Here is a 22451-nt window from a genome sequence, read left to right as displayed (position 1 = left end):
CCGGATATGCCCATTCACACAAGCGCCCCTAACGAAAAGGCCTTTCACGTCTCTTGGGATCAGTTTCACCGGGACGCCCGGGCGCTCGCCTGGCGGCTCTCCGCGGCTGGCCCGTTTTCCGGCATGGTGGCAATCACCCGAGGGGGCCTGGTGCCGGGCGCGATTGTCGCGCGCGAGCTTGATATGCGGATCATCGATACATTTTGCGTTGTCAGCTATGTTGGCGAAAAGACGCAAGGCGAAACGAAAGTCCTGAAAAGCGTTCAGCCCGAAACTTTGCGCGGCGGCGGCGAAGGCCTGCTTGTTATCGACGATCTCGCCGATACCGGCGCGACGATCAAACGGGTCCGCGCGGTCTTGCCGAAGGCACATGTCGCGACCGTCTATGCAAAGCCGCTTGGCCGTCCTCTCGTCGACACATTCATCACCGAGGTTTCGCAGGACACCTGGATCTATTTTCCGTGGGATCTGGGCCTCAGTTTTCAAGCCCCGATCGCCGCGCCTGGGTAGGGGTGACGTTCCGGCCCCGCGATTTCGGCGCTACCGTAAGCTTAGCTTTGCCGCGTGGCATGCCAATGGCCGTGGCAGGCCAAACTCCTGGACGACCAGTTTCCCGAACCCGCATGACCTCTGATCCTGCCTACAACATGCGCGATGTGGTGCAAAAGCCGGAGCGTCACCGAGACCTTGCCGTCCGCGCTAACACGGCCCGACGCCCGCATCAGACCATGTCCGCTTGCGTGAACGTGACCGCCGGTGACGGCGATCGTCGTCATGCGCGATTGAGTGCATGACCCGTGCTGCGTCTGGACGTGAACCGCATAGATGCCATCATGACTATGCGCGGAATCCGCTTGCGCGTCCGGCACGATCCACAACAAGCAGCTTGCCACGGAAAGCATCGCTCCGGCAAAATGGGCATATCCCTTGGGCATCATCTGGACCTCGTCTTTTCCGGCAACCGCCGGATGATGGCCTCGTTGAAGCTGAGATTGCCGCTTTCAGCGCATTTTGGCAATGCCAATATCGCGACTCGTGCATAACAAGGTGGAGGCGGGAAACATCCAACCGCCAAAAATACCAAAGTTTTGCGCGATCACACTTGTCCAAAGGCTAGCAAATGTCTGCGGCCTTGTAAGGTTCTCGGCCCTGATCGTACCAAATCGTTTCACGTGGTACGATTGCTAGGTCAATATCCGGCAGGGCCGCTCAAAGCACCTTGGCGATGGCCTGCATCGGCTCGGCTTCGATGCGAACACAGTCAGTTTCCGCCGCGACCGTCAAAACCATTTTCGCGTCAGTGGCGACGAGGCCTGCGTAATAGGCCTGAATGTCATGCGGGCCGGACGGAGGCTGCTCCGGTGTCCCTTTGAGGAGACCCGGCAGATGTCCGGCGAGCTTGGCATTGGTGCCCTGGGCGGTAACACTGATCCGCGCCGTTTCGCTGCCGCCGTTCAAGGAGACCGCGATGGTGCCGCCCCGCGGAACGGTCGCGGCGGCGATCAAGCAGAGGTTTAAGATCAGTTTGACCTGGTTCTTGGGCATCAGCAGGTGGGGCACATTCCATTCGAGTTGCGTGCGCTCGCCGCCGAAGAGGCCGCGGGCGACCTTTTCCGCGTCACCGGTATCGATCGACGCCCCTGCCGACCCCGCCGCTCCGAAAGCCAAACGGCAGAACTGCAATCGGGCCGAGGCCTGTTCGGCGCTTTTCTTAATAAGATCCATGGCATAGCCGCGCATTTCCTCGTCTTTTTCTTCGTCGAGGACTTCGAGGCCGTTGATGATGGCGCCGACCGGGCTGATCACATCATGGCAAACCCGTGAGCAAAGCAGCGCGGCAAGGTCGAGGGGGTCGAGGGCAAATACCGTCATCAGTCATCCATCCGCTAAGCAAAACATCTCAAGGCCCAGGCGACCGGGAGTCGCATTCTTGTAGTGCATGGCATGCCCGAGGCTTTTGCCACACGACAATCTTCACGCGGGCAGGGAAGCCATCAACAGAAAACTGCGTTCCGGTGCAAACCACTTCCTCGCCGAGGCTGGGGGCCGACTCCCAATCTGCGAACGACACGTTAACAAATCATCACGCCGTTCCCTTCTATCTAAAGACTTGCCTATTTAAAGACTTGGGATTTCAACCGGACTTCGGTAAATGGAGCACCCCCCAAAAACCGATGGCCATTTTCGTGAAAAACCAAGTGCTCGATCGCGATGCAATCGCGGAACTTTTCGCCGAAATCGTGCTTGAGGCCGCCGTCGCGGTGATGGCCGTCTATACCGCCGACAGCCATGCACGGCGAAAGGCCGATGGCAGCCCCGTGTGCGATGCCGACGAGGCTGCGGAAGCCATCATTTTGAGTCGCCTGGCCGCATGTTTGCCAGAGTTTCCGGTGCTCGCGGAGGAAGCGGCGTCGAGAGGGCAGACCGAGGTTTCGCAAAGCGCCTTCATCCTGGTCGATCCTGTCGATGGGACGCGCGAATTTTTGAGCCACAATGGCGAATTCACTATCAATATCGGGCTCGTCGTCGATGCGATGCCAGTCGCCGGTGTGGTTTACGCGCCAGCGCTCGAACGGCTGTGGATCGGGGGAACCGCCGCCAGCACCTGCACCGTTGCACCAGGGGCGACGCTGCCGCCTTTGACGGACCGGCATATGCTCCAGACAAGGGCGCCGCCGGAGCAAGGCCTGACCGCCCTCGTAAGCCGTTCCCATGCCGATGCGGCGACAGAGGCATTTCTCGCGAAACTCTCCATCGCGGCGCGAGTCCAGGCGGGCTCCTCGTTGAAATTCTGCCAGGTGGCCGAGGGAAAAGCAGACGTTTACCCCAGGTTCGGGCCGACGATGGAGTGGGACACGGCGGCGGGTGACGCGGTGCTGCGCGCGGCGGGCGGGATCGTCGTCGATGGGGAAGGGACGCTGTTGCGCTATGGGAAGGCTGAGGCGAATTTCAAAAATGGACCTTTTATCGCCTGGGGCGATCCCAAGGCCGCCATGTTTTGAGCCTACAAAGTTCTGCGCTCACCCAAAGTCTTGCGCTTGCCTAAAGAGAGTTGGCGGTGGGCCACACAGCTTTGCCCAAAAGAAGTCATGAGAAAACCCCGACAGATCAAGACTTCATTAATGCTCTTGGTTGAAAGCTCGACGCAATATACGCGGCGGTCTTTGCGAGACTTGCTTCGCGGAACCGGAATTTGGTTCGCGGAACTTGCTTCGCGGAACATTGAACGGAGGAATTGACCATGCACACGCGGCGGGAAATGGTGCTGAAACTGGCGGCACTCACTGCTGGCATTGAACTTCTCGGAGTGAAAGCCGTTCTGGCGGACGCCGGCCCGGCAGGCGGCCGGCCAGGCGAATTCTCGCCGGACGAAGTTGTTGCCAACGGCCATCGTTTCTTCGGATCCTTGTCGCGGGGCTTGGCCGAGGTCGTCGAGACCGCGACAAAGCGCTGGGGCAAGCCCAACGGCTATGTGCTGGGCCAAGAGGCGGGTGGCGCCTTCATCGGCGGCCTGCGCTACGGCGAAGGCACGATGTATACTCGCAACGCCGGGGATCTGAAGGTTTTCTGGGAAGGCCCGTCGCTCGGCTTCGATGCCGGTGCCGACGGTGACCGCACCATGATGCTGGTCTATAATCTGCCCGCGACGACTGCGATCTTCCGCCGCTACGGCGGCGTTGACGGCTCCGCCTATCTCGTTGGCGGTTTTGGCATGACGGCGCTGGTCAATGACAATGTGTTCGTGGTTCCGATCCGCTCCGGGCTTGGCGCGCGTCTCGGATTCAATGTCAGCTATTTGAAATTCACCGAAAGCTCGACGTGGAACCCATTCTGAGGGCAGAGATCTCCTTCCTCGTTGTAGGTGTCGAACTCGGGGCGGGATCGCTTCCCCTTGTGAATGAAGTCCACTTGGAACTTGGTTCCTCGCGGTCGAACAGCCATGTGATGGCCCCCTATTTGCTGTAAATCTTCCGCAGTGAGTTGAGGATGAGTTCTCCCTTTTTGTTCAAGGTCAGGAGCTTTTGGCGGCGGTCGTCGGGGGTCCTCATCGAGGTCCACAACATTCCAGCCGGCGCGGCCCCTGTCCCCATATTTCGATAGCGTCGCAACAGTCCTTGACTGGCCACTATCCGCCAACCCGAGGGCCTTCATTATGTCTTTTTGAGTGATACCGGGCTGCTTCGCGACATGCAAAAACGTCAAGATGGTGTTCGCGGTCACGTCAGGATTAAACTTCCTGAACTCCCCAAGGAATGAAATAGCCTTACTGATCCAAGCTCCGTCGTCGTCTGTGTTTTGCGTTTGTGGCATCGCAATTTCCCCTTCCATCAGTACACGGCCAAGTGGAATGTCGGCGGGTTGTTGTGCTGGTCCGATCCAAGGCCCAATTTGGCCTCTTTTCGCGCATCCAAAGCTCATCAGTGGCGAAGGCTGTATCCAGTTCCTCCGTGATGAACTTTAGAATGTTAGGATCGAACCTTTGAATTTAATCGGCAATAGTTAGCCAAAGGTCTTTTTTTCAAAAGGCTCTTGGAAGTTAACGAGGGGTTCGTGCTGCATCTGGGTCAATCCAGCGCCTGCATCAAATTGTGGTTGAAGTTTGGGGGCGACGCGTATTGCTGCCTAATGACAGGTGCCAGCTTATGTTTACTGTCCGGTTCTATATTATAGATAGTTACCATTTATCACTCATCGAAAGACTTCGCGTGAGCGATCACCATTCCGCCATTTCTGCGCACTATTGCTGATTCGTGGGTGTGCCCCTGGACACTACCGCAGGCGGAGCCTAGCTCAAGCTCGGCCTTTCAGATGCCCCGATTTGGGATGCCCGCGGATTTATCGTAAAAGGGTCTCGGATTCTCTTGTCGAGACGGGGCGTGGTGGAATGTGATTGAACAAGCGATGTTTTTCGCGCTTGGGGTTTTGGTCGCGAGCCTCGTGGCTCTGGCGATCGCCCCGGCGTTTTGGTGGCGCGCCATCAGATTGTCAAAGCGGCGGCTCGAAATGCAGCTTCCGCTTTCTCCCGAGGAAATTCTTGCCGGGCGCGACCTTCTGAGGGCCGAATTTGCGGTCGAACGCCGCCAGCTTGAGCAAAAGGCGGACGCGCTTAACCGCGTTCACGCAGATGACATGGTAGAGCTTGGCCGCCGGGCGGTGATTATCGACGCCCAGGACGCCGGGTTGCGCAGTTTTTCCGAACAAGGCGGCGAGCGCGGCGCCGAAATCATGGCGCTGCAACGCGCCTTGGCGGATACCTCGACGGAACTCGCCGCGACAGCCAAGGAATGTTACGATGTGAGCGGACTTCTCGCGCGCAAAGACGTGCAAATCCAGGAACTGGGAGCAAATCTCAAAGACGTGCGGACCCTTGCCGCTGAGCAAAAGACCTCTTTGATGGCGCTTGAGTCCAAGGCCGCGGCGCTGAGCGAAGCCCTGGCGAGACAAACCGAGAGGAGCGAGCGCCTTGCGGCGGAACTGTCGACCTTGCAGCTTCAGCATCAAGCCGATCAGGTCACCCTCAAGACCGCCGCGGTGCGAGTCGCAGATCGCGAAGAGGCCTTGGAAACCGCGGTCAAACGGGAAAAAGAGTTGATCCGGCACCGCCAGCTGCAGGCCGAAACCGCGCGCGCGACTGAGGCGGGCTATCTCGAAAAGATCGAGCGGCTGCGGACCGCCCATGCGGCGTCGCAGGAGGCCCTCGAAGCCGCCCGCCGAACCAGCGAAGGTCTCGCGCACGAACTGGCCGCGCTGCGGGCGGCCATGCCGCCGCAAGACGTCGAAGCGGCTCTCATGCAACGCGAGGAAAATGAAATTCTACGTCAGAAAATCAATGAAATCGGCGCGGCGATCATTCGCGCAGCAAGCGATCCCGACGAGACCGCGCCGGAAGATGACCTCGTGGAGGACGAGACGCCGCTCACCACAAATAGCCAAAAGGCTACGGCGTAATGTTGTCCATGTCCGCGGCCGTACTCAATCGGCGAACTTCGCCATGAGCGTGTCGGACACTTCGAAATTGGCATAGACGTTCTGCACGTCGTCATTGTCTTCCAGCATGCCGACGAGGCGCAGAATTTTTTCGCCTGATTCGTCATCGACGCCGATGGTGTTGTGCGGCTTCCAGATCAAGCTCGCCTTGCGCGGCTCGCCGAATTTCGACTCCAGCGTTTGCGCGACCTCACGCAAGCTTTCGAGGGTTGTAATGACTTCATAGCCGTCATCGCTCGCCTGAACATCTTCGGCGCCGGCTTCGATCGCCGCCTCCATCATCGCGTCTTCCGAAGCGGCCTTGGCCGGAAACTCGATGACGCCCACATGATCAAAGAGGAAAGACACAGCGCCGGTCTCGGCGAGCGAGCCGCCGCTTTTGGTGAAGTAAGAGCGCACCTCTCCCGCCGTCCGGTTGCGATTGTCGGTAAGGGCTTCGACGATGATGGCAACTCCGCCTGGCGCATAACCTTCGTAACGGACTTCGGCATAATTTTCCGTGTCGCTGCCCGCCGCTTTTTTGATGGCACGTTCAATATTGTCTTTTGGCATGTTTTCGGCGCGGGCGGCTAAGACGGCGGCGCGCAGCCGCGCATTCATGGAGGGGTCGGGCAGGCCTAATTTCGCGGCGACCGTAATTTCGCGGGCGAGCTTGGAGAAGAGCTTGGCGCGGATCGCATCCTGCTTGCCCTTCTTGTGCATGATGTTTTTGAACTGACTATGTCCTGCCATTGCAGTCCTCTGTCTCCAATTTGGCCCTGCCGCGCCGCAAAGCGCTTACATCCCCCCGCCACAGGGCGCGGGCTGGTCTTGCCAGGCTGAGCGTGTGGAGGCTGATATAAGCCGGTGTTTTCAAGAAATAAAGCAAACCGGGGCCGCTTATAAGCACAGGGCCAACGGTAGGGGTACGAAAGGCCCTATTTGACGTCGGCCGCCGTTTGCGAAAACAAGATTCTGCCCGACTCCTCGTCGCCGACCACCGGCGCCTGATTGATTTCCTGCGCCTTTGCGTAGGCGCGCTGCGTTGCAGGACGCGCGCGGATTGCCTCGAACCAGCGGGCAAGATACGGGAAATCCTCAAGCTTCTGGCTCTGGCTTTGGTGCGGAACAATCCAAGGGTAGATCGCCATATCGGCGATCGAATACTCCCCAGCCACAAACGCCCGGTCTGCCAGGCGCTTATTGAGGACAGCGTAGAGGCGTCCGGTTTCATTCACATAACGTTCGATCGCATAGGCGAGTTTTTCACGCGCGTATTGCTTGAAATGATGGTTTTGGCCAGCCATCGGGCCAAGACCGCCGACCTGCCAGAAAAGCCATTCGAGGGTTTCGAACCGGCCGCGGAAATCCTTTGGCAGAAACTTCCCGGTTTTTTCGGCGAGATAGAGAAGAATGGCGCCTGACTCGAAAACCGGGATCGGCGCGCCGCCGTCCGCGGGGTTCTGATCAACGATCGCCGGAATCCGGTTGTTCGGCGAAATCGCCAAAAACTCCGGCTTGAACTGATCCCCCCGGCTGAGATTAACGGGATGGATCACATAAGGCATGCCCGCCTCTTCTAAGAAAAGCGTGATCTTGTGTCCGTTCGGGGTTGTCCAATAATAAAGATCGATCATCGATCAACATCCCGGCGGCTGGCAACCGGACCATTGTCCGCCGCCAGACGCGCCGAAAAGCCGCCTTTACATCGGCGCGGCGGGGCTTTCGAGCCGGCGCCTTGCCAGCGATTCCGTTTTCGCGACCCCGGCCCGCACAGCGGATTGGATTTTCTCGAAAGCGCGAACCTCGATTTGCCGCACCCGCTCGCGCGAAATGCCAAATTCGTCGGACAAGGATTCGAGTGTCACGGGATCATCGGCGAGCCGGCGCGCCTCGAAAATCCGCCGTTCGCGAGGGTTCAAAACGCCAAGCGCGTCGTTCAGGGCATCGAGACGGTTGTCGCTTTCCTCGCGCTCGGCGAGAATATTTTCCTGGCTGATGCCGTCATCGACGAGCCAATCCTGCCACTCGCCCTCGCTCTCCTCGCGCAGCGGCGTGTTGAGGGAGGCGTCGCCCGACATCCGCCGGTTCATATCGATCACGTCCTGTTCTGGGACTCCGAGCCGGTGCGCGATAATCTTGACCTGATCCGGGCGCAAGTCGCCGTCTTCCAGTGCCGATATCTGGCTTTTCGCGCGCCGCAAATTGAAGAAGAGTTTTTTCTGGTTGGCCGTCGTTCCCATTTTCACAAGCGACCAGGACCGCAAAATATACTCTTGAATTGAGGCGCGGATCCACCACATCGCATATGTCGCGAGGCGAAATCCCTTGTCCGGCTCGAAGCGTTTGACGGCTTGCATCAGGCCGACATTGCCTTCCGAGACAACTTCGCTGATCGGCAGGCCATAGCCGCGGTAGCCCATGGCGATCTTGGCGACGAGACGCAGATGGGAGGTAACGAGCTTGTGCGCCGCGTCGGGATCCTCATGCTCACGCCAGCGTTTGGCAAGCATGTACTCCTCTTGCGGCTCCAACATGGGAAACCGGCGTATTTGATTGAGGTAACGAGCGAGACCGCTTTCACCGGAAATCATTGGCAGTGCGGCAGCCATTTCACTTTCTCCTTGGAACCCCTGCGTCAGCGGGTTCCGCTGCGGTCACGTCATTGTAGACCGTGCGATTCGGAAATATAGAATGCCTCGACCATGACTGAAAGAGGCGAGGCAACCTAACTGGATTAAACATTGGCAACATTCCACCACGCTTATGGTTCAAATTGTACGATACGAATGATTTTTCTTGTCTTTAACTATTTACGCTGGGTATCCCTGCGGCGTTACATTCTGCGGTAAAATAAGCGTGAAATCTTGAAAGAAACCAGCAATGATCGGGCGGTTTTCTTGTGCGGAGCTGATCGCAAGCACGCATTGCCCCCGGCACCATGCCGAGAAATGCGATGAGATAACGAATTACGGGATTCGTCAATTTCCAATCTTGATGTAAATCAAGATAGCTTCACGAGGCCCGGGGCGGAAAGTGCGCTCCGCAATCCTTGCAGCTCGCTCGGCAATGCACTCTCGAAGTGCATCTGGGCACCTGTCAAGGGATGCGGGAAACCAAGCTCCGCCGCATGCAACGCTTGCCGGGCGAGGGCGGTGAGGCAGGCCTGCGCCGCCGCTGGAAGCCGTACGGCCTTGCTCTTGAACCCCGCCGCGTAAAGGGGATCGCCCAGTACGGGGTGACCCAAATGGGCCATGTGGACGCGAATCTGATGAGTTCGTCCCGTCTCCAGACGGCAGGAAACGAGGCTCGCTTCGTCGGCGTAACTTTCAATGATCCGCCAGTGAGTGACCGCGTGGCGGCCGCGCCCGGCAGGCACGACCGCAATTTTTTCGCGGTCTATGGCGTGGCGGGCGAGTGCGGCGTCGATGGTGCCTGAGGGCCGTGCTGGGACGCCCCAGACGAAGGCTAGATAAGCACGTGTGAGCGGCAAGGTTTTCCCGTGATCGGCAAAAAGCTGGGCCAACCCCTGATGTGCCGCATCGGTCTTCGCGACGACCAAAAGCCCCGAGGTGCCCTTGTCTAGACGATGGACGATCCCGGGGCGCCGCACGCCACCGATGCCCGAAAGACCATCGCCGCAGTGGGCGATCAGCGCATTGACCAAGGTGCCCGACTCATGCCCGGCGGCGGGATGCACCACCAAGCCCGCCGGTTTATCGATGACAAGCAGATGCGAATCCTCGAACGCGATATGGAGGGGAATGTCTTCCCCCAAGGGCGTTGGATCGAGAGGCGGCGGCATGCGCAAACTGGCGGTCTGGCCAGCGCGCAACAGCTGACTTGGATTGATCACGACTGATCCGTCGATCGCGGCATGACCCGCCTCGATCAGGCTTTTCACACGCGTCCGAGAGAGGTTTTCTGCCGCCGCCACGAGAAAGCGGTCGAACCTCTCGCCGCCATGTTCAGGCTCAACCCGGCAGGCGAAGCAAAGATCGTTTTCAAAAATCGTGTTCACGCGTTTTCAGCTCGCCACAGTCCCCTCCATGATCAAGGGCCACTTTTGCTTCTCATACAATGAAAAAGCTGCTTCGATACAATATTTATTGACGATAGTTACGATACATCATAATTTATAGTTGAGAGGCATCGGCATTCTCAAAGATAGCCAGAAGCCAGTTAGCCTGGCCAGAGGGGAGGACTCAATGACGCGTTGTGCGGCAGTCGTGTTTGCATCGCTTGTGGCGATCGCCTTATTCTTTTCGGTATTACTGCCTCCCGGTCAGCAGGCTTCGCTAGGCATCCCTGCCGCCAGGGCCGGGACCGGCGACGCCCAGCCTCTCAACCCCTGCGCGCCGCCAGGATCGGTCAGCGCGAATATCACGAAAACGGCATGGCAATTATGGGTGGCGGCGACCTGCCCGGTGAATGCAACGCAATATCCGTTTGTCGTCTGGCAAAATTGGATTGAGCAGGCGCAGCAGTACCCAACGGATCCATCCCTGGGTCTCGAAGTGCCGAACGCGAAAGCGGCGGCGACCTCCGACGTCCATGTGCTGCATGGCAGCCCGCTCGCACTCACCAAGAATCCGTCGCTTTTGACTCTGATTCCTGGACTGCTTGGCGGCGCGGATCAAAATTGCAACAAGGCCGCCACGCCGCCCGCGGGCCAGCCCAATCTCGTCATTTGCGAGGAAGTCCGGCTGAATGGGGGAACATCCGATTATATCGCGGGAACAAATCTCTGGAACCGCCCGGGCCAAGCCAACGCCGCGACGCTTCACGCCGATATCCAATTCAGCGGTTCTTCCGTTGAAATCAAATCCGATTGGATCGCGCTGACGAGCATCGGCCTCGATTGCAATAATCTTCCGGCTGGCTTCACCCAGAAAATTCACGTCGAAACCATCCACGGCAATTGCTTTGGACTGGCCGGCATGCATCTGATCTCGAAGCTTTTGGACCAGTGGATATGGGCGACCTTCGAGCCGCAGAGCCCGATTACCAACCCTAACCGCTGCCAGGTGTTGGGCTGCACCGACACTTTTGGGTCGAAGCCGGCAACGACGCATGGGACACCCACGGCCCTGACGCCGCAACTGACGGCGATGATGACGGCGGCGAATTTGGCCCCGGAATGGTTCAACTACCGGCTGGATGGCGTGCAAACGGGTTTCTTCCAACCCAAACTGTTGGGAAACTCGGTGATCGAGGGCGAAAATGCAGGAGTTCCGCTGACCCAGGCGTCTTGCATCACCTGCCACAGTGTTTCATCGGTCAAGAACGACGGCACGGACGGCATCACCCTCTTGACGTCGAACCCCGTCGGGGCTCCGGCGCCGCTGCCATCGAGCGCTTGGATCCGCCGCGATTTTGTCTGGTCGCTGTCCGAGGCCTGCCCCAACAGCCCATTCCAAACATGTGCCGTTTCCGCGGGGAAGCGGGCGCATTAGACCTGATGAGTTTGGATGGGATCCGTCCAAGCTCATGAATGCGATCGATGTTAAGTGCGGGACATTGCGAGTGCAACTCATCCCGCTCTTGATCATGCGCGCATCAAGATGAATCGAAAGAGGCGCACTCTGAGAAGTGCTCCTGCCATCCTTCACATTCGGGCGGTATTTATTGGTGATTATAGCTGTAGCGTACAGCTATAATCCCATCGGAGGATCTTGCTGGCGTCTTGTTATGCAACAGTCCTCGCGGCCCGGACCACAACAAGGATGCATATCGATCCATCGGCGGCAAGAGGTTGGCGTTCGTTCTGGCTCCATCGATTGGAGAGATCGGGGCTGCTCCGGCAAGACCGGGAGTGCCAAACCCAACGCTCGCGGCCAAAACAATCACCCAGCACGTTTTCATGGTCCGTCCTCCTGGGATGGAAACCCCTCGGCACGAACCCCGTACAGTGGAAAAGAGCACGCAGAAGTGAGGAAACGCACTTGGCGAATTGTCCGCAAATTTGCCGTCTGAGATCGGTGGCGGAAGCGGGAAACAGTGGGGACGCTTGTTCCTCCGGCATCGGCTTCCGGCACATAGACAGGATCGCCGCTCGCCTTGTCCGGAAGAAGGAAAGAAGGTAAAAGAAGTTATAGTGTACCCATTTCTGCAATACATAAACGGGGGTAATATTTAATGTATAACAAGAAGAAGAACACTTGTGGCACCTTTGATGTGCTGACTATGAGTGTTCACCTCCCCGCTCTGATCATGGGGCTCGGGGCGGCGATGACTGCGGCGGCGGCACCCATCGAGCCCAAGGCCTATGTGTCGAATGGAGGTCCCGGCACGGTTTCCGGAATCATGTTTTTTCCTCCCTCGCCGCCGTCGGTGGTCTCCACGACGGGAGTGGGGCGTTTTCCGCAAGGAGTGGCTGTTTCGCCGGACGGAACTCGCATCTATGTCCCGAACATGGGCGCGACCAGTGGTTCTGGCACCCTTTCGGTGATCAACGCGGCTGTAACTCCTCCATCCGTGACGGCAACGGTCCGGGTGGGCAAAGGCCCCACGGGTGTTGCTGTCTCGCCGGATGGAAAACGCGTCTATGTCGCGAACCAAAGCTCCGACACCGTTTCGGTCATCGACACAACGACGACCCCTCCTTCAGTGGCGGCCACTGTCGCGTTTGGGACCAACACGTTCCCGTTTCAACTCGTCTTTTCTCCGGACGGAACGCGGGTCTATGTCGCAAACGCTGGCGGCGGCGTCTGGGTGGTCGATGCGACGGCGAATCCTCCCTCCTTGCTTACATTCATCACTGTAGGAGCAGGGCCTTCTGGAATTGCGATTACGCCCGACGGGGCCGTCGTCTATGTGGTGAACAATGGCGACAGCAGCGTGTCGCTGATCAGTACGATCAGCAATACCGTTGTGGCCACGATTCCGGTGGGGACAAACCCGTCGAGCGTGGGAATTATCCCGCCGCCATCGAACACCGCTGCAAACACTGACTGAAACTTACCGACAAAACGCTGCGCGGCGTTAAGCTGTCATGCCGCGCGCTTCGGCGAGATGGTCGAAACGGTGACGATAATGGCCCAACCCCATCGTATCGGACCGCAGCTCGATGATGAAATCATGCAGTTCAGCGGCCGGCACGAGGGCCTCGACATCATCCCAACCCGGCCATCCAGGACGCTCGGCATAGCCGAGAATTTGGCCGCGGCGGCCTGACAGCAGGCGCTGAGTCGCCGCTGTGAAAATGTTCGGCACGCTCGCCGTGACATGTTCGATGGGTTCAAGCAGCACCGGGTCCGCCTTGGCGAGGCCTTCGGCAATCCCCTGGCGCGTCGCGGTTCTGAACGCCATGTCGGAGCTGTCCACCGTATGGAATGTTCCATCGACCAAGGTGACGGCGACATCGACAACCGGGTAGCCGGACGGCCCCTTTTGCATCGACTCCTCGGCGGCTTCGCGCACCGCCGGAATATATTGCCTTGGCACCGCGCCGCCGACAATCTTATCGATGAACAGAAAACCTTCGCCGCGGCTGCGCGGCTCTATCTCCAGCTTCACGTCGGCAAATTGACCATGCCCGCCGGTCTGCCGCTTGAGCCTTGAGTGCTGGGCGATCTTCCGCTTGATCGTCTCTTTGAACGCGATTTTGGGCGACGTGGTGGTGATTTGAAGATTGTAAATGGTGGCAAGGCGTTCGATGGCGGTATTGAGATGAATCTCGCCTTGCCCTTTGAGAATCGTCTCGCCGGTTTCGAGATCGTGGTCGATGGAAAGAGCGGGATCTTCCAAAACGAGTTTGTGCAGGGCGGCGGACAGCTTGACATCGTCCTTGCGATCCTTGGCCATGATCGCGAACGCATAGACCGCCGGCGGCGCCGCGGGAAAGGGCAGGGATGCTTGCGCGCCTGGGTCTCCAAGCACGGCCCCTGTCGCAACGCCTTCGAGACGTCCAAGCGCGACGAGTTCCCCGGCGTCAGCCTCCGGCACGCGGACAGGCTCGCCGCCAGGGAAGCGCTGAATGCCGCCGACGCGGACTCCGTCGAAGGTTGCGCTGTCGCGCAGCACGCCGCGCCAGACGCGGCCGTAGGACAGCTTGCCCGCCTGAACCGTCTTAAAAATCTGAACCAACGGTTCTGTCCCGGCAACAATGCCGCGATGGCTGGCGGTCTCCGATGAATCCGGCACGTCATGCCGCAGCGCCTTCCAAAGCGCAAAAATGCCTTGTCCCCGCGCCGCCGAGCCCAGCAGAACCTCGACGATTTTGCCGCTCGCCTGATCCTTGCGCAAGTGCTGGTAAAGCTCGTCCGGCGTCGGCGTCACTTCCTCGATCAGCATTTCTAAGAGGGCGTCGTCCTGATCGGCCAGCACCTCGGCCAGTCCCTCGAGCGCATGCTTTTCCGGATCGCGGAGCTGCGCCGGAATTTCGATCCGCTCGGCGGCTTGGTTGGCGCCGTAGCGGTAGGCGCGCCCGCTCACAACCTCGATATAGCCCACCACCGCATCATCTTCGCGGATCGGCAATTGCCGTGGCACCAGCGGGTATTTGGAGCCAGCCTGGAGCGCCGCGAGCGTTTCGTCGAGAGCGCCGGTCAACGTATCGATTTTGTTGATGAAGATCAGGTGGGGAACGCCAAAATCCTCGAGGGCCTTGAGCAAAATTGGAACGCTGGAGGCCCGGCTGGCTGTGGGCTCGCACACGACGATGGCGAGATCGGCCGCCGCGAGCGCAGCTTCGGTCTCATAGGAAAATTCAACCGAACCGGGGCAATCGAGGAGCGACCAGCGATCCCCCAGAAAGGAGCAATGGCCCAGGCGCACCTCGGTGCTGACGACGCGCTTGCGCATGTCGGACGGCCGCTTCAGCGGCGATCCCGCCGCGGCGAGAAGCGCCTCGAACAGCGCCGACTTGCCGCTTCCATAGGGACCGATCAACGCGACGGAGCGCGGTCCAGCCACCGCAGCCTTTGCAGGTGCACCTGTCATGATGACGTTTCCTTCTTGCCATTCCGGCTATCGTTAGCGGGATGGTAGGCCAAACTGGGTTTTGGCGCAAAGGCTGCCGGGAAGAGTTTTGGTGCGGGTGCAAACCCACAAACCAGGGCACGTTCCCGGTGGCGTCAATCGTACCAAAGTGTTTCACGTGAAACGATTTGGTAAGGTCAGCCTCGAAAATCTTACAAGGCCGAAGACATTCGCGCCGTCTTGGTTCGGGTAAGATCGGACGATTTGTTTGTACGATGCGAGGCGGGTAGCAAACGACACGCCGATGCGGCGCTTGTTGCGGGAGCGCGGCCCCGGTGTAAGTTTCGTACGAATCATAGTGCTACAAGGGTGCTGACGCCGACATCCGGCTTATCTGTTAATAGCTTTTTATTCCGGTGCTGTTTTCAACAAATGAATGATTTTGCACCTGAATTCTGTGTATATAATTCTTGATTTTCGCACTACAAAGAATATTAGCCATCATTTCCCATGATGCTTGAGGCGCCACGAACGCTCGGCGCGCAAAGGAAGTTTCGATAAATGGTGTCAACGCGAACGGTAAGCCTGGATTTCGGCAGGCTCATCCGCGTCATCCATCGTGATTGTATTGATCGTAGAGCTTTACGGCATTATCCCAGCGAATGGCCTCCATGAAGACGTCGACATAGGTCGCTGCCTTTGCGCCATAGTCCATGTGATAGGCATGTTCGTACATATCGAGCACGAGGATTGGACGCCCGCCTGCGATTGTCGTGGTGTGATCGGCGGCCCATTGATTGATCAACCGCTTGTCGCGCGGCGAATAAGCGAGGATAACCCAGCCCGATCCGCCGCCCTCGGCCTTGCCTATGGCCGAGAATTCTGCGCGCCACAGATCAACACTGCCGAAATCTTGGGAAATCGCATCGGCGAGCGCACCACGCGGTGCTCCGCTTCCGCCCAGACTGTCGAAATAGGCTTCGTGCAAGATCGTCGAATTCAGGGCGATGAGCTCTTCACGCTTCAGACCGTTGATGACAAAATTGGGCGTCTTGGTGAAGTCGAGCTCGGCAAGCTGTGCGCGGATGGCGTTGAGGCGTTTCACCGCGCCGAGATAATTGTTCTCGTAATGGCTAACCAGCACTTTTTCCGAAATGCCCTTGATGGCTTTGGGATCGAGCGACAGTGGCTTCGGGGCATAGGTCATGGACTTTGATCCGGTAGGAGGAGCGGCTTCGGCTCGTGTGGGAGTTTCGTTGAGCGCCACGGTGGCCGTGGCCCCGACGATCACCCCTGCGCCTCGAATGAAACTTCGACGTTCAATCTTGCCATCCATATGAATTCTCCGATTTTGGCGAGTTTGGTATTCGCTGCACAATTCTTGACAGGGGTGTGATCATCGAACGCCAGCCACGGAAATCAGACCAATTGCATAGAGGGCCGCGCCTCCGGCCGCCGAACCCGCGAGCGTTTGCAGCAGACCGGCCTTGAAACGGAAAACGGCGATAACCGCGCTGATTGAGAGCAATAGCGCCCACGGATTGATGCTCGCCAGAACAGGAAGATCGAAGGCGAAGCCAAGCTTGCGCACAGGCAATGTCTGACGAAATATCGCATGGATCGCGAACCAAATGGCAAGATTGAGAATGACGCCGACGACTGCAGCCGTAATCGCCGAGAGTGCGCCCGTCAGAGCCTTGTTGCCGCGCAGCTGTTCGATGTAGGGAGCGCCGAGGAAAATCCAGAGGAAGCAGGGCGTAAAAGTCACCCAGGTCGCGAGCAAGCCACCGAGCGCCCCCGCCAACAGCGGCGGCAGCGCGCCTGACTCATGGTAAGCCGCCATAAATCCTACGAATTGCAACACCATGATCAAGGGGCCGGGCGTCGTCTCCGCCATGCCAAGCCCGTCAAGCATTTCGCCCGGTTTGAGCCAGTGATAGTTATCGACCGCTTGCTGCGCAACATAAGCGAGAACCGCATAAGCGCCGCCGAAGGTCACCACCGCCATTTTCGAGAAGAACACAGCGATCTGCGAATAGACGTTGGACTCGCCAAGGAAAAACAGCAGTGCGGCGACTGGCGCGAGCCAAACAACAAGCCAGATTGAGGCGACCTTGAGTGATTGGCTGACAGAGATCTTCGCGTAATTACGCTGCTCGTCGCTGATGAGGCTCCCTCTGTCCGCTACTCCGCTGCTGGGTACGTGTCCGCCACTGTTGGCGAATGCAGGATGATCGGCTCTTCCGCCGATGTAACCAATTACGCCCGCCGTCAGAACGATGAGAGGAAATGGCGCATCGAAGAAGAAGATCGCGACGAAGGCGGCGGTCGCGAGCCCCTGCATGATGCGGCTTTTGAGCGCCCTTTTGCCGATGCGATGAACAGCTTGCAGCACAATCGCCAGAACCGCCGCCTTCAGGCCGAAGAATAGAGCCGCCACAAAACCAATATTGCCGAAGGCGGCGTAAATGACGCTGAGCGTCATGATCGCGATCGCCCCCGGCAAAACGAAAAGACCGCCGGCGATGATGCCGCCGCGCGTCTTGTGCATCAGCCAGCCGATATAGGTCGCGAGCTGTTGCCCTTCGGGGCCGGGCAGCAACATGCAATAATTGAGGGCGTGAAGGAACCGACTCTCGGACACCCATTTTTTCTCATCCACCAGAATGCGATGCATCATGGCGATCTGTCCCGCCGGGCCGCCGAAGCTCAAGAGAGCGACGCGCAGCCAGACTCGGAACGCCTCATTGATCGAGACGCCGTGGCCAGCTTCAGCCGCTTTGGCGATGATGGCCATGTTGTTCATTTTTCTTCTCGGATTTTAGGATCGGCGAGGCGCGGTTCGTCAACGGCATGGCGACGCCAACCATAAAAAGCGGGCGTGAAATCCGCCAAGGTGCGGACCTCAAAAAGGACAAGGATTAGGGGAGAACGTCTCAAACGAGCGCGTTTATCGGAAGAAGCAGACATGCGGCGTCCTTCGCTCGAGAAGCTGGACGCGATGCTTGGGCATGTCGCCTCGTGGGGAGATCGCGATCCCCATGGGCGTGAATAGACACCCGCTCTTTCGCGCTGTCAATTCCCTGTTGCCCAAATGGCGTTGTCTTTGCCCGGGTAAGATGGAATGATTTTTTGTACGAAGCGAGAAAAGCGACAGCGGCGCGCCGATGGCGGCGAAAGTTGCGGGAACGCGGCCCCGGTGTAAGTTTTGCACGGAGCTGTTTGCCTCTCATGCTCGCTCTATTGCAAAAGAACTTGGTCGCTCATGAGCGCGGTTTCAACCTTCGCAATTGCGAAGTCTGCTTGGGCGGCGAGCGGTGCAAAGCCCTCGATCCCGCGCGGGAAAAGTTTGAATGGCGTATTGGCAATCATCCGCCGCCTTATCGCATCGTCTTTCGTCACCGAACCGGCGACCGCAATTGCCCCCGATCCGCCGGCCTTGAGGACTTTCAAGTTGGAGATGATGGCTTCGTCGCTCCCATATTCGAACATGGCTCCTTCGGAGGACGCCGCGATTAGGGCTCCTTCCGATACAAGCTCCCGCATCAATTCGGCAAGCACGACGGGATCGTTCCAATTGTAGGAACGGTGCGTGAAAACAGCATCAAGACCCTGCAATGGCCCACCTTCCGCCTTTAGCGCGGTCAGGGCGTTGGCGCCAAAGAAGGCCCCGTCAGACTCGTAATCCAGCACATCGATGGTGATGGACCGTTTCAACACATCAGGACGGCTGCGATTGAGAAGAATGAGGGCATTGATGCTGTCGAGCGCCGGGCCGCCACCGATGTTGATGAGATGGAGCGGCACGGCGGGTGCCAGGGCAAGCGGCTCGAGAAGCGCATCCGACAGCAGGCGGGCAATCTGCTGGGTCCGGAGGCGGATTTGAATAAAGTTCGGAGATGAGGCGAATCGGCGGTCCGCCGGGCCGTCGAAAGGGGGCGGCAGATTGCTTTCCCCAAGCTTCAGGACGTAAGTGGTGATGCCGTCCAAAAATCCTTTGTTTGAATTGAACATCGCTCCGGCAAGCCGTGAGCGCTTCGCCAGCGAGTGAAGCAATATCCGCATGATGAATTTTGGAAGGCGCCGGTTTTTTCTCTCCCAGGCAATGAAATGCTCCTGCTGAGCCTGCTTCGCGTCAGCATCTTCCGGCACGGCGAAGGAGGGATGGCTCACATCGATGACCGGCAGAACGATCCCGTCTCGCGTCTTTGCGTAGACAATAGCACCAGCATTTTCCCGCATTTGCAGCATCGTTCTTTCCTGCGTGTCGGAGCTAGAGGATAAAGCAACGGCCGCTGCCGGATGTGTTCCCGCGAATCCTACCGCTAGCCCTCAAAAAAACCGGCTGGTATCTGCGCCGCGAGATCTTTGCCCGCCGCTTCTCCGAGACGTGCCGCATCGCTTCGCGGTGCCGAAACCTCGGTCTCGAACACCTGCGAGCCATCGGGTTTGAGCACGATGGCGTGAAACGCGACATTGCTGCCATCGATCCGCGCATAGGCTCCGATCGGCGTCTTGCAGGAGCCGTCGAGGACCCGCAGAAAAGCGCGCTCGGCGGCAAGCGCAATGGCAGTCTCTTCGTCGAGGACTGGCGCGAGAAGCGCGCGCGTCGCCTCATCGCCGGTGCGGATGGTGATGGCGATTGCGCCTTGCCCCGGCGCTGGAACAAAATCCCGCACATTGAGCACGCTGGTGGCGCGTGCTTCGAGACCCAGGCGTTTCAGTCCAGCGAGCGCCAGCAAAGTGGCGGCGGCTTCGCCCTTGGCAACCTTCGCGAGACGGGTTTCGACATTGCCGCGCAGCAAGCTGATTTTGATATCCGGCCGCAACCGCTTGACCATCGCGCCCCGCCGCAGCGAGGCGGTCCCGACAAGACTTGCGGGCGGAAGCCCGAGCGGATGATTGGCATGCGGCGAGATCCAAGCGTCGCGCACATCTTCACGCGGAAGATAGCCGGCGATCTCGAGTCCATCCGGCAAAAACGTCGGTAAATCTTTTGCGGAATGCACGGCGAGGGCGATATCGCCGTGCAGCAAAGCCAGATCGAGTTCCTTGGTGAAAAGCCCTTTTCCACCGGCCTCGCTCAGCGGGACGTTGAGAATCATATCGCCACTGGTTTTGATGGGGACGATCTCGAGTGCGGCCGTATCGAAGCCATGCGCCGCGCTCAGCCGGGCGGCGAGTTCGTGCGTCTGGGCAAGCGCCAAGGGGCTACCGCGCGTGCCGAGTTTCAAGGGGAGATCTTTGCCAGATTGTGAAATGGATGGAATTGGCGCGTTTCCTATTGAGTGCGATGCTTCTATAGAGTGAAGAGTATAAGGGCTAGCGCCGGATGCCAATTCTTGGACTCTGGTTCTAGGACTTGGGCAAAAGGACAATCATGCGCGTTCTTGGGATTGAGACCACCTGCGACGAGACCGCCGCCGCTGTCGTGCAACTGGTGCCGGGCGGTTCGGCTGAAATTCTGTCGAACGAGATCATGAGCCAGATCGCCGAGCACGCGGCCTATGGCGGGGTGGTGCCGGAGATTGCGGCGCGCGCCCATATCGAAATCATCGACCGGCTTGTGGAGCTTGCGCTGGACCGGGCGGGGGTGGACATCGCCGACCTCGACGGGATCGCGGCGGCGGCTGGGCCGGGGCTCATTGGCGGGGTAATGGTGGGGCTCACCACGGCGAAAGCCTTGGCCTTGGCAAGCCGCAAACCTTTCCTGGCGATCAACCATCTCGAAGCGCATGCCCTGACCGCTCGGCTGACCGACGACCTCGCGTTTCCCTATTTGCTGCTGTTGGTCTCCGGCGGTCACACGCAATTGGTGGCGGTGAAGGGGGTTGGAGATTATCTGCGGCTCGGTTCGACAGTAGACGACGCAGCGGGCGAAGCGTTTGACAAAGTCGGCAAGATGCTAGGCCTTCCCTATCCTGGCGGCCCGCAGGTCGAAAAAATGGCAGCGGAAGGCAATGCGGCGCGTTTCGATCTGCCGCGCCCCATGCTTGGCCGTCCGAAACCGGACTTTTCCTTTTCCGGCTTAAAAACCGCCGTGCGGCTTGAAGTGGAGCGCGTTGGGCCTTTGACGGCTACCGATGTGGCCGATGTCTGCGCCTCGTTCCAGGCCGCGGTGGTCGATGCGGTGATCGACCGTTGCCGAGCCGGTCTGCGCCTGTTCCGGGAAACCGTCGGCCATCCGAACGCTATGGTGGTCGCCGGGGGGGTCGCGGCCAATGGTGCCATCCGCCGCTCGCTGATGCGATTTTGTGGTGAGGCCGGGTTGCGGCTTGTCTTGCCGCCGCCCTTTCTTTGCACCGACAATGGCGCGATGATCGCCTGGGCGGGGATCGAGCGGCTCTCGCTGGGGCTCGTCGACGATCTGACCTTTGCGGCGCGGCCGCGCTGGCCGCTCGACGCCAATGCCGAAGCCGCGCATCACGGCAAGGCCTGACGGATTAGCGGGCGAGCTCCTTGAGACTCCGCCGGATGAGGTCCGGCGCGAGGGCATCCGCGCCCAGCGCCGCCACGGACGCCGCGACCGCCGCCACCGCCTGGGAGCGGCCATAGCCGAGGTTGAGGAGGGCCGAAAGCGCGTCTTGCGCGGCGGGCGTGCCTCTGTCCACGCCCGCAAGCTGGGCAGCGGCCGCGTCAAACGCCGGGGCTTTGTCCTTCAATTCGGCGACTATGCGGGCGGCGAGTTTCGGGCCGACCCCAGGAGCCCGGGCGACCGCCGCTTTGTCTTGGCTGACGATCGCCGCGGCGAGTTCGGGGGCGTTGAGAACGGTCTGAATTGCGAGCGCGACCTTGGCGCCAACACCTTGCACGGTCAGGAGCAGCCGGAACCAATGGCGGTCGCTCTCCGACAGGAAGCCGAACAATTTGAGCGAATCCTCCCGCATCTGCGTCTCGATCGCAAGAGTCGCCGCCTCGCCAACCATGGGCAGCTTTTGCAGGGTGCGGGCTGAGCAGTGAACGATATAGCCGACCCCCTGCACATCGAGGATCACACTCTCCTCGGCGAGGGAATCGATGATGCCTTTGAGTTTGCCGATCATCGGGAGCCGGCGATGGCGTCGAGCTGCCGCGCCCACAGCCGCATCCGCGCATGGGTGATTGCCACCGCGAGTGCATCGGCCGCATCGGAACTTTGGGCGCCGCTCCCAGGCAGCAATGCTTGGACCATCAGCGCGATTTGTGCCTTTTCGGCATGGCCGGAGCCGCTGACGGTTTTCTTGATCAGATTGGCGGCGTATTCGGCGACCTTGAGCCCGGTGAGCGCCGGAACGGCGAGGGCGATGCCGCGCGCTTGCCCGAGTTTCAGGGCCGATTGCGGATCGCGGTTGACAAAAGTTTCCTCGACTGCCGCCTCGAGTGGTCCATGCGCGCTGATCACAGCGGCAAGTCCCACATGCAACTCGCACAAGCGCTCCGCAAGCGGCTTTTTATCGGAGGAACGGACGGCGCCGCTCGCGACATAAGCGATCCGTACACCCGAGGTTTCGATGACGCCCCATCCCGTGGTCCGCAAACCCGGATCGATGCCGATAATGCGAATCGCTGCGTGTTGCATGACC

21 protein-coding genes are annotated in these 22451 nt (G+C 59.3%); 7 read left to right on the top strand and 14 right to left on the bottom strand.

The window, feature by feature from the left end; translation table 11 throughout:
- The first annotated feature begins 6 nt into the window (after positions 1 to 6).
- Positions 7 to 510, top strand: a complete 504-nt coding sequence (gene gpt, locus QEV83_RS01950; RefSeq protein ID WP_280130945.1) for a xanthine phosphoribosyltransferase — start codon at positions 7 to 9, stop codon at positions 508 to 510.
- Positions 511 to 551: 41 nt separating this feature from the next.
- Here the strand turns inward: gpt and QEV83_RS01945 are convergent, their stop codons facing one another.
- Positions 552 to 938, bottom strand: a complete 387-nt coding sequence (locus tag QEV83_RS01945) for a hypothetical protein (protein WP_280129616.1) — start codon at positions 936 to 938, stop codon at positions 552 to 554.
- Between the two features lie 271 nt (positions 939 to 1209).
- Positions 1210 to 1872, bottom strand: a complete 663-nt coding sequence (locus QEV83_RS01940; protein ID WP_280129615.1) for a histidine phosphotransferase family protein — start codon at positions 1870 to 1872, stop codon at positions 1210 to 1212.
- 314 nt (positions 1873 to 2186) lie between these two features.
- Between QEV83_RS01940 and cysQ the strand changes: the two genes are divergently transcribed.
- A complete protein-coding gene (cysQ, locus tag QEV83_RS01935) occupies positions 2187 to 3002 on the top strand; it encodes a 3'(2'),5'-bisphosphate nucleotidase CysQ (protein ID WP_280129614.1) in 816 nt (271 codons plus the stop codon).
- Positions 3003 to 3241: 239 nt separating this feature from the next.
- Positions 3242 to 3835, top strand: a complete 594-nt coding sequence (locus QEV83_RS01930) for a DUF1134 domain-containing protein (RefSeq protein WP_280129613.1) — start codon at positions 3242 to 3244, stop codon at positions 3833 to 3835.
- Here QEV83_RS01930 and QEV83_RS01925 read toward each other — a convergent pair.
- The gene (locus QEV83_RS01925) at positions 3793 to 4311 is read right to left on the bottom strand and encodes a helix-turn-helix domain-containing protein (protein ID WP_280129612.1); all 519 of its coding nucleotides are present in this window, start codon (positions 4309 to 4311) and stop codon (positions 3793 to 3795) included. The genes QEV83_RS01930 and QEV83_RS01925 overlap by 43 nt on opposite strands.
- A gap of 576 nt (positions 4312 to 4887) precedes the next feature.
- Between QEV83_RS01925 and QEV83_RS01920 the strand changes: the two genes are divergently transcribed.
- Positions 4888 to 5949 carry a hypothetical protein gene (locus QEV83_RS01920; RefSeq protein ID WP_280129611.1) on the top strand — a complete coding sequence of 354 codons (1062 nt, stop codon included), beginning with the start codon at positions 4888 to 4890 and terminating at the stop codon, positions 5947 to 5949.
- 24 nt (positions 5950 to 5973) lie between these two features.
- Here QEV83_RS01920 and QEV83_RS01915 read toward each other — a convergent pair whose 3' ends face one another.
- From QEV83_RS01915 to QEV83_RS01900, 4 genes are all read right to left on the bottom strand, one after another.
- Positions 5974 to 6720, bottom strand: coding sequence for a YebC/PmpR family DNA-binding transcriptional regulator (locus QEV83_RS01915; RefSeq protein WP_280129610.1), 747 nt, complete (start codon positions 6718 to 6720; stop codon positions 5974 to 5976).
- A 185-nt stretch (positions 6721 to 6905) separates the two neighbouring features.
- Positions 6906 to 7604 (bottom strand): glutathione S-transferase N-terminal domain-containing protein, encoded by a 699-nt coding sequence (locus QEV83_RS01910; protein WP_280129609.1) that lies wholly within the window; start codon positions 7602 to 7604, stop codon positions 6906 to 6908.
- 66 nt (positions 7605 to 7670) lie between these two features.
- On the bottom strand, positions 7671 to 8579 hold the full coding sequence (gene rpoH / locus QEV83_RS01905) for an RNA polymerase sigma factor RpoH (RefSeq protein WP_280129608.1): 909 nt from the start codon (positions 8577 to 8579) through the stop codon (positions 7671 to 7673).
- A gap of 392 nt (positions 8580 to 8971) precedes the next feature.
- Entirely contained in the window at positions 8972 to 9988 is a 1017-nt protein-coding gene (locus tag QEV83_RS01900) for an RluA family pseudouridine synthase (RefSeq protein WP_280129607.1), read from the bottom strand.
- Positions 9989 to 10175: 187 nt separating this feature from the next.
- On the opposite strand from QEV83_RS01900, the gene QEV83_RS01895 reads away from it, so the two are divergent.
- Both QEV83_RS01895 and QEV83_RS01890 read left to right on the top strand, forming a co-directional pair.
- Positions 10176 to 11423, top strand: a complete 1248-nt coding sequence (locus QEV83_RS01895; RefSeq protein WP_280129606.1) for a hypothetical protein — start codon at positions 10176 to 10178, stop codon at positions 11421 to 11423.
- A gap of 730 nt (positions 11424 to 12153) precedes the next feature.
- The gene (locus QEV83_RS01890; protein ID WP_280129605.1) at positions 12154 to 12924 is read left to right on the top strand and encodes a YncE family protein; all 771 of its coding nucleotides are present in this window, start codon (positions 12154 to 12156) and stop codon (positions 12922 to 12924) included.
- 27 nt (positions 12925 to 12951) lie between these two features.
- On the opposite strand, the gene QEV83_RS01885 is transcribed toward QEV83_RS01890, so the two are convergent.
- The 5 genes from QEV83_RS01885 to hemC form a co-directional block, all read right to left on the bottom strand.
- Entirely contained in the window at positions 12952 to 14910 is a 1959-nt protein-coding gene (locus QEV83_RS01885; RefSeq protein ID WP_280129604.1) for an elongation factor G, read from the bottom strand.
- 589 nt (positions 14911 to 15499) lie between these two features.
- A complete protein-coding gene (locus tag QEV83_RS01880) occupies positions 15500 to 16096 on the bottom strand; it encodes a Fe-Mn family superoxide dismutase (RefSeq protein ID WP_280130944.1) in 597 nt (198 codons plus the stop codon).
- Between the two features lie 189 nt (positions 16097 to 16285).
- The gene (gene chrA, locus QEV83_RS01875) at positions 16286 to 17695 is read right to left on the bottom strand and encodes a chromate efflux transporter (RefSeq protein WP_280129603.1); all 1410 of its coding nucleotides are present in this window, start codon (positions 17693 to 17695) and stop codon (positions 16286 to 16288) included.
- A gap of 434 nt (positions 17696 to 18129) precedes the next feature.
- Positions 18130 to 19140, bottom strand: a complete 1011-nt coding sequence (locus QEV83_RS01870) for a hypothetical protein (RefSeq protein WP_280129602.1) — start codon at positions 19138 to 19140, stop codon at positions 18130 to 18132.
- A gap of 74 nt (positions 19141 to 19214) precedes the next feature.
- On the bottom strand, positions 19215 to 20123 hold the full coding sequence (hemC, locus tag QEV83_RS01865) for a hydroxymethylbilane synthase (RefSeq protein WP_280129601.1): 909 nt from the start codon (positions 20121 to 20123) through the stop codon (positions 19215 to 19217).
- A gap of 146 nt (positions 20124 to 20269) precedes the next feature.
- Here hemC and tsaD point away from each other — a divergent pair, with 146 nt between their 5' ends.
- Positions 20270 to 21328, top strand: a complete 1059-nt coding sequence (gene tsaD, locus QEV83_RS01860; RefSeq protein ID WP_280129600.1) for a tRNA (adenosine(37)-N6)-threonylcarbamoyltransferase complex transferase subunit TsaD — start codon at positions 20270 to 20272, stop codon at positions 21326 to 21328.
- Between the two features lie 4 nt (positions 21329 to 21332).
- On the opposite strand, the gene ruvA is transcribed toward tsaD, so the two are convergent.
- Positions 21333 to 21932: a Holliday junction branch migration protein RuvA gene (ruvA, locus tag QEV83_RS01855; RefSeq protein ID WP_280129599.1), complete on the bottom strand. Its 600-nt coding sequence runs from the start codon at positions 21930 to 21932 to the stop codon at positions 21333 to 21335.
- Positions 21929 to 22447, bottom strand: a complete 519-nt coding sequence (gene ruvC, locus QEV83_RS01850) for a crossover junction endodeoxyribonuclease RuvC (RefSeq protein WP_280129598.1) — start codon at positions 22445 to 22447, stop codon at positions 21929 to 21931. Before ruvC ends, ruvA begins: the two co-directional genes overlap by 4 nt.
- Between the last annotated feature and the right edge of the window lie 4 nt (positions 22448 to 22451).

The organism is Methylocapsa sp. D3K7, assembly GCF_029855125.1.
GTDB lineage: Bacteria > Pseudomonadota > Alphaproteobacteria > Rhizobiales > Beijerinckiaceae > Methylocapsa.
Note: the sequence above shows the minus strand (reverse complement) of the source record. Positions and strands in the feature narration are given on the sequence as shown.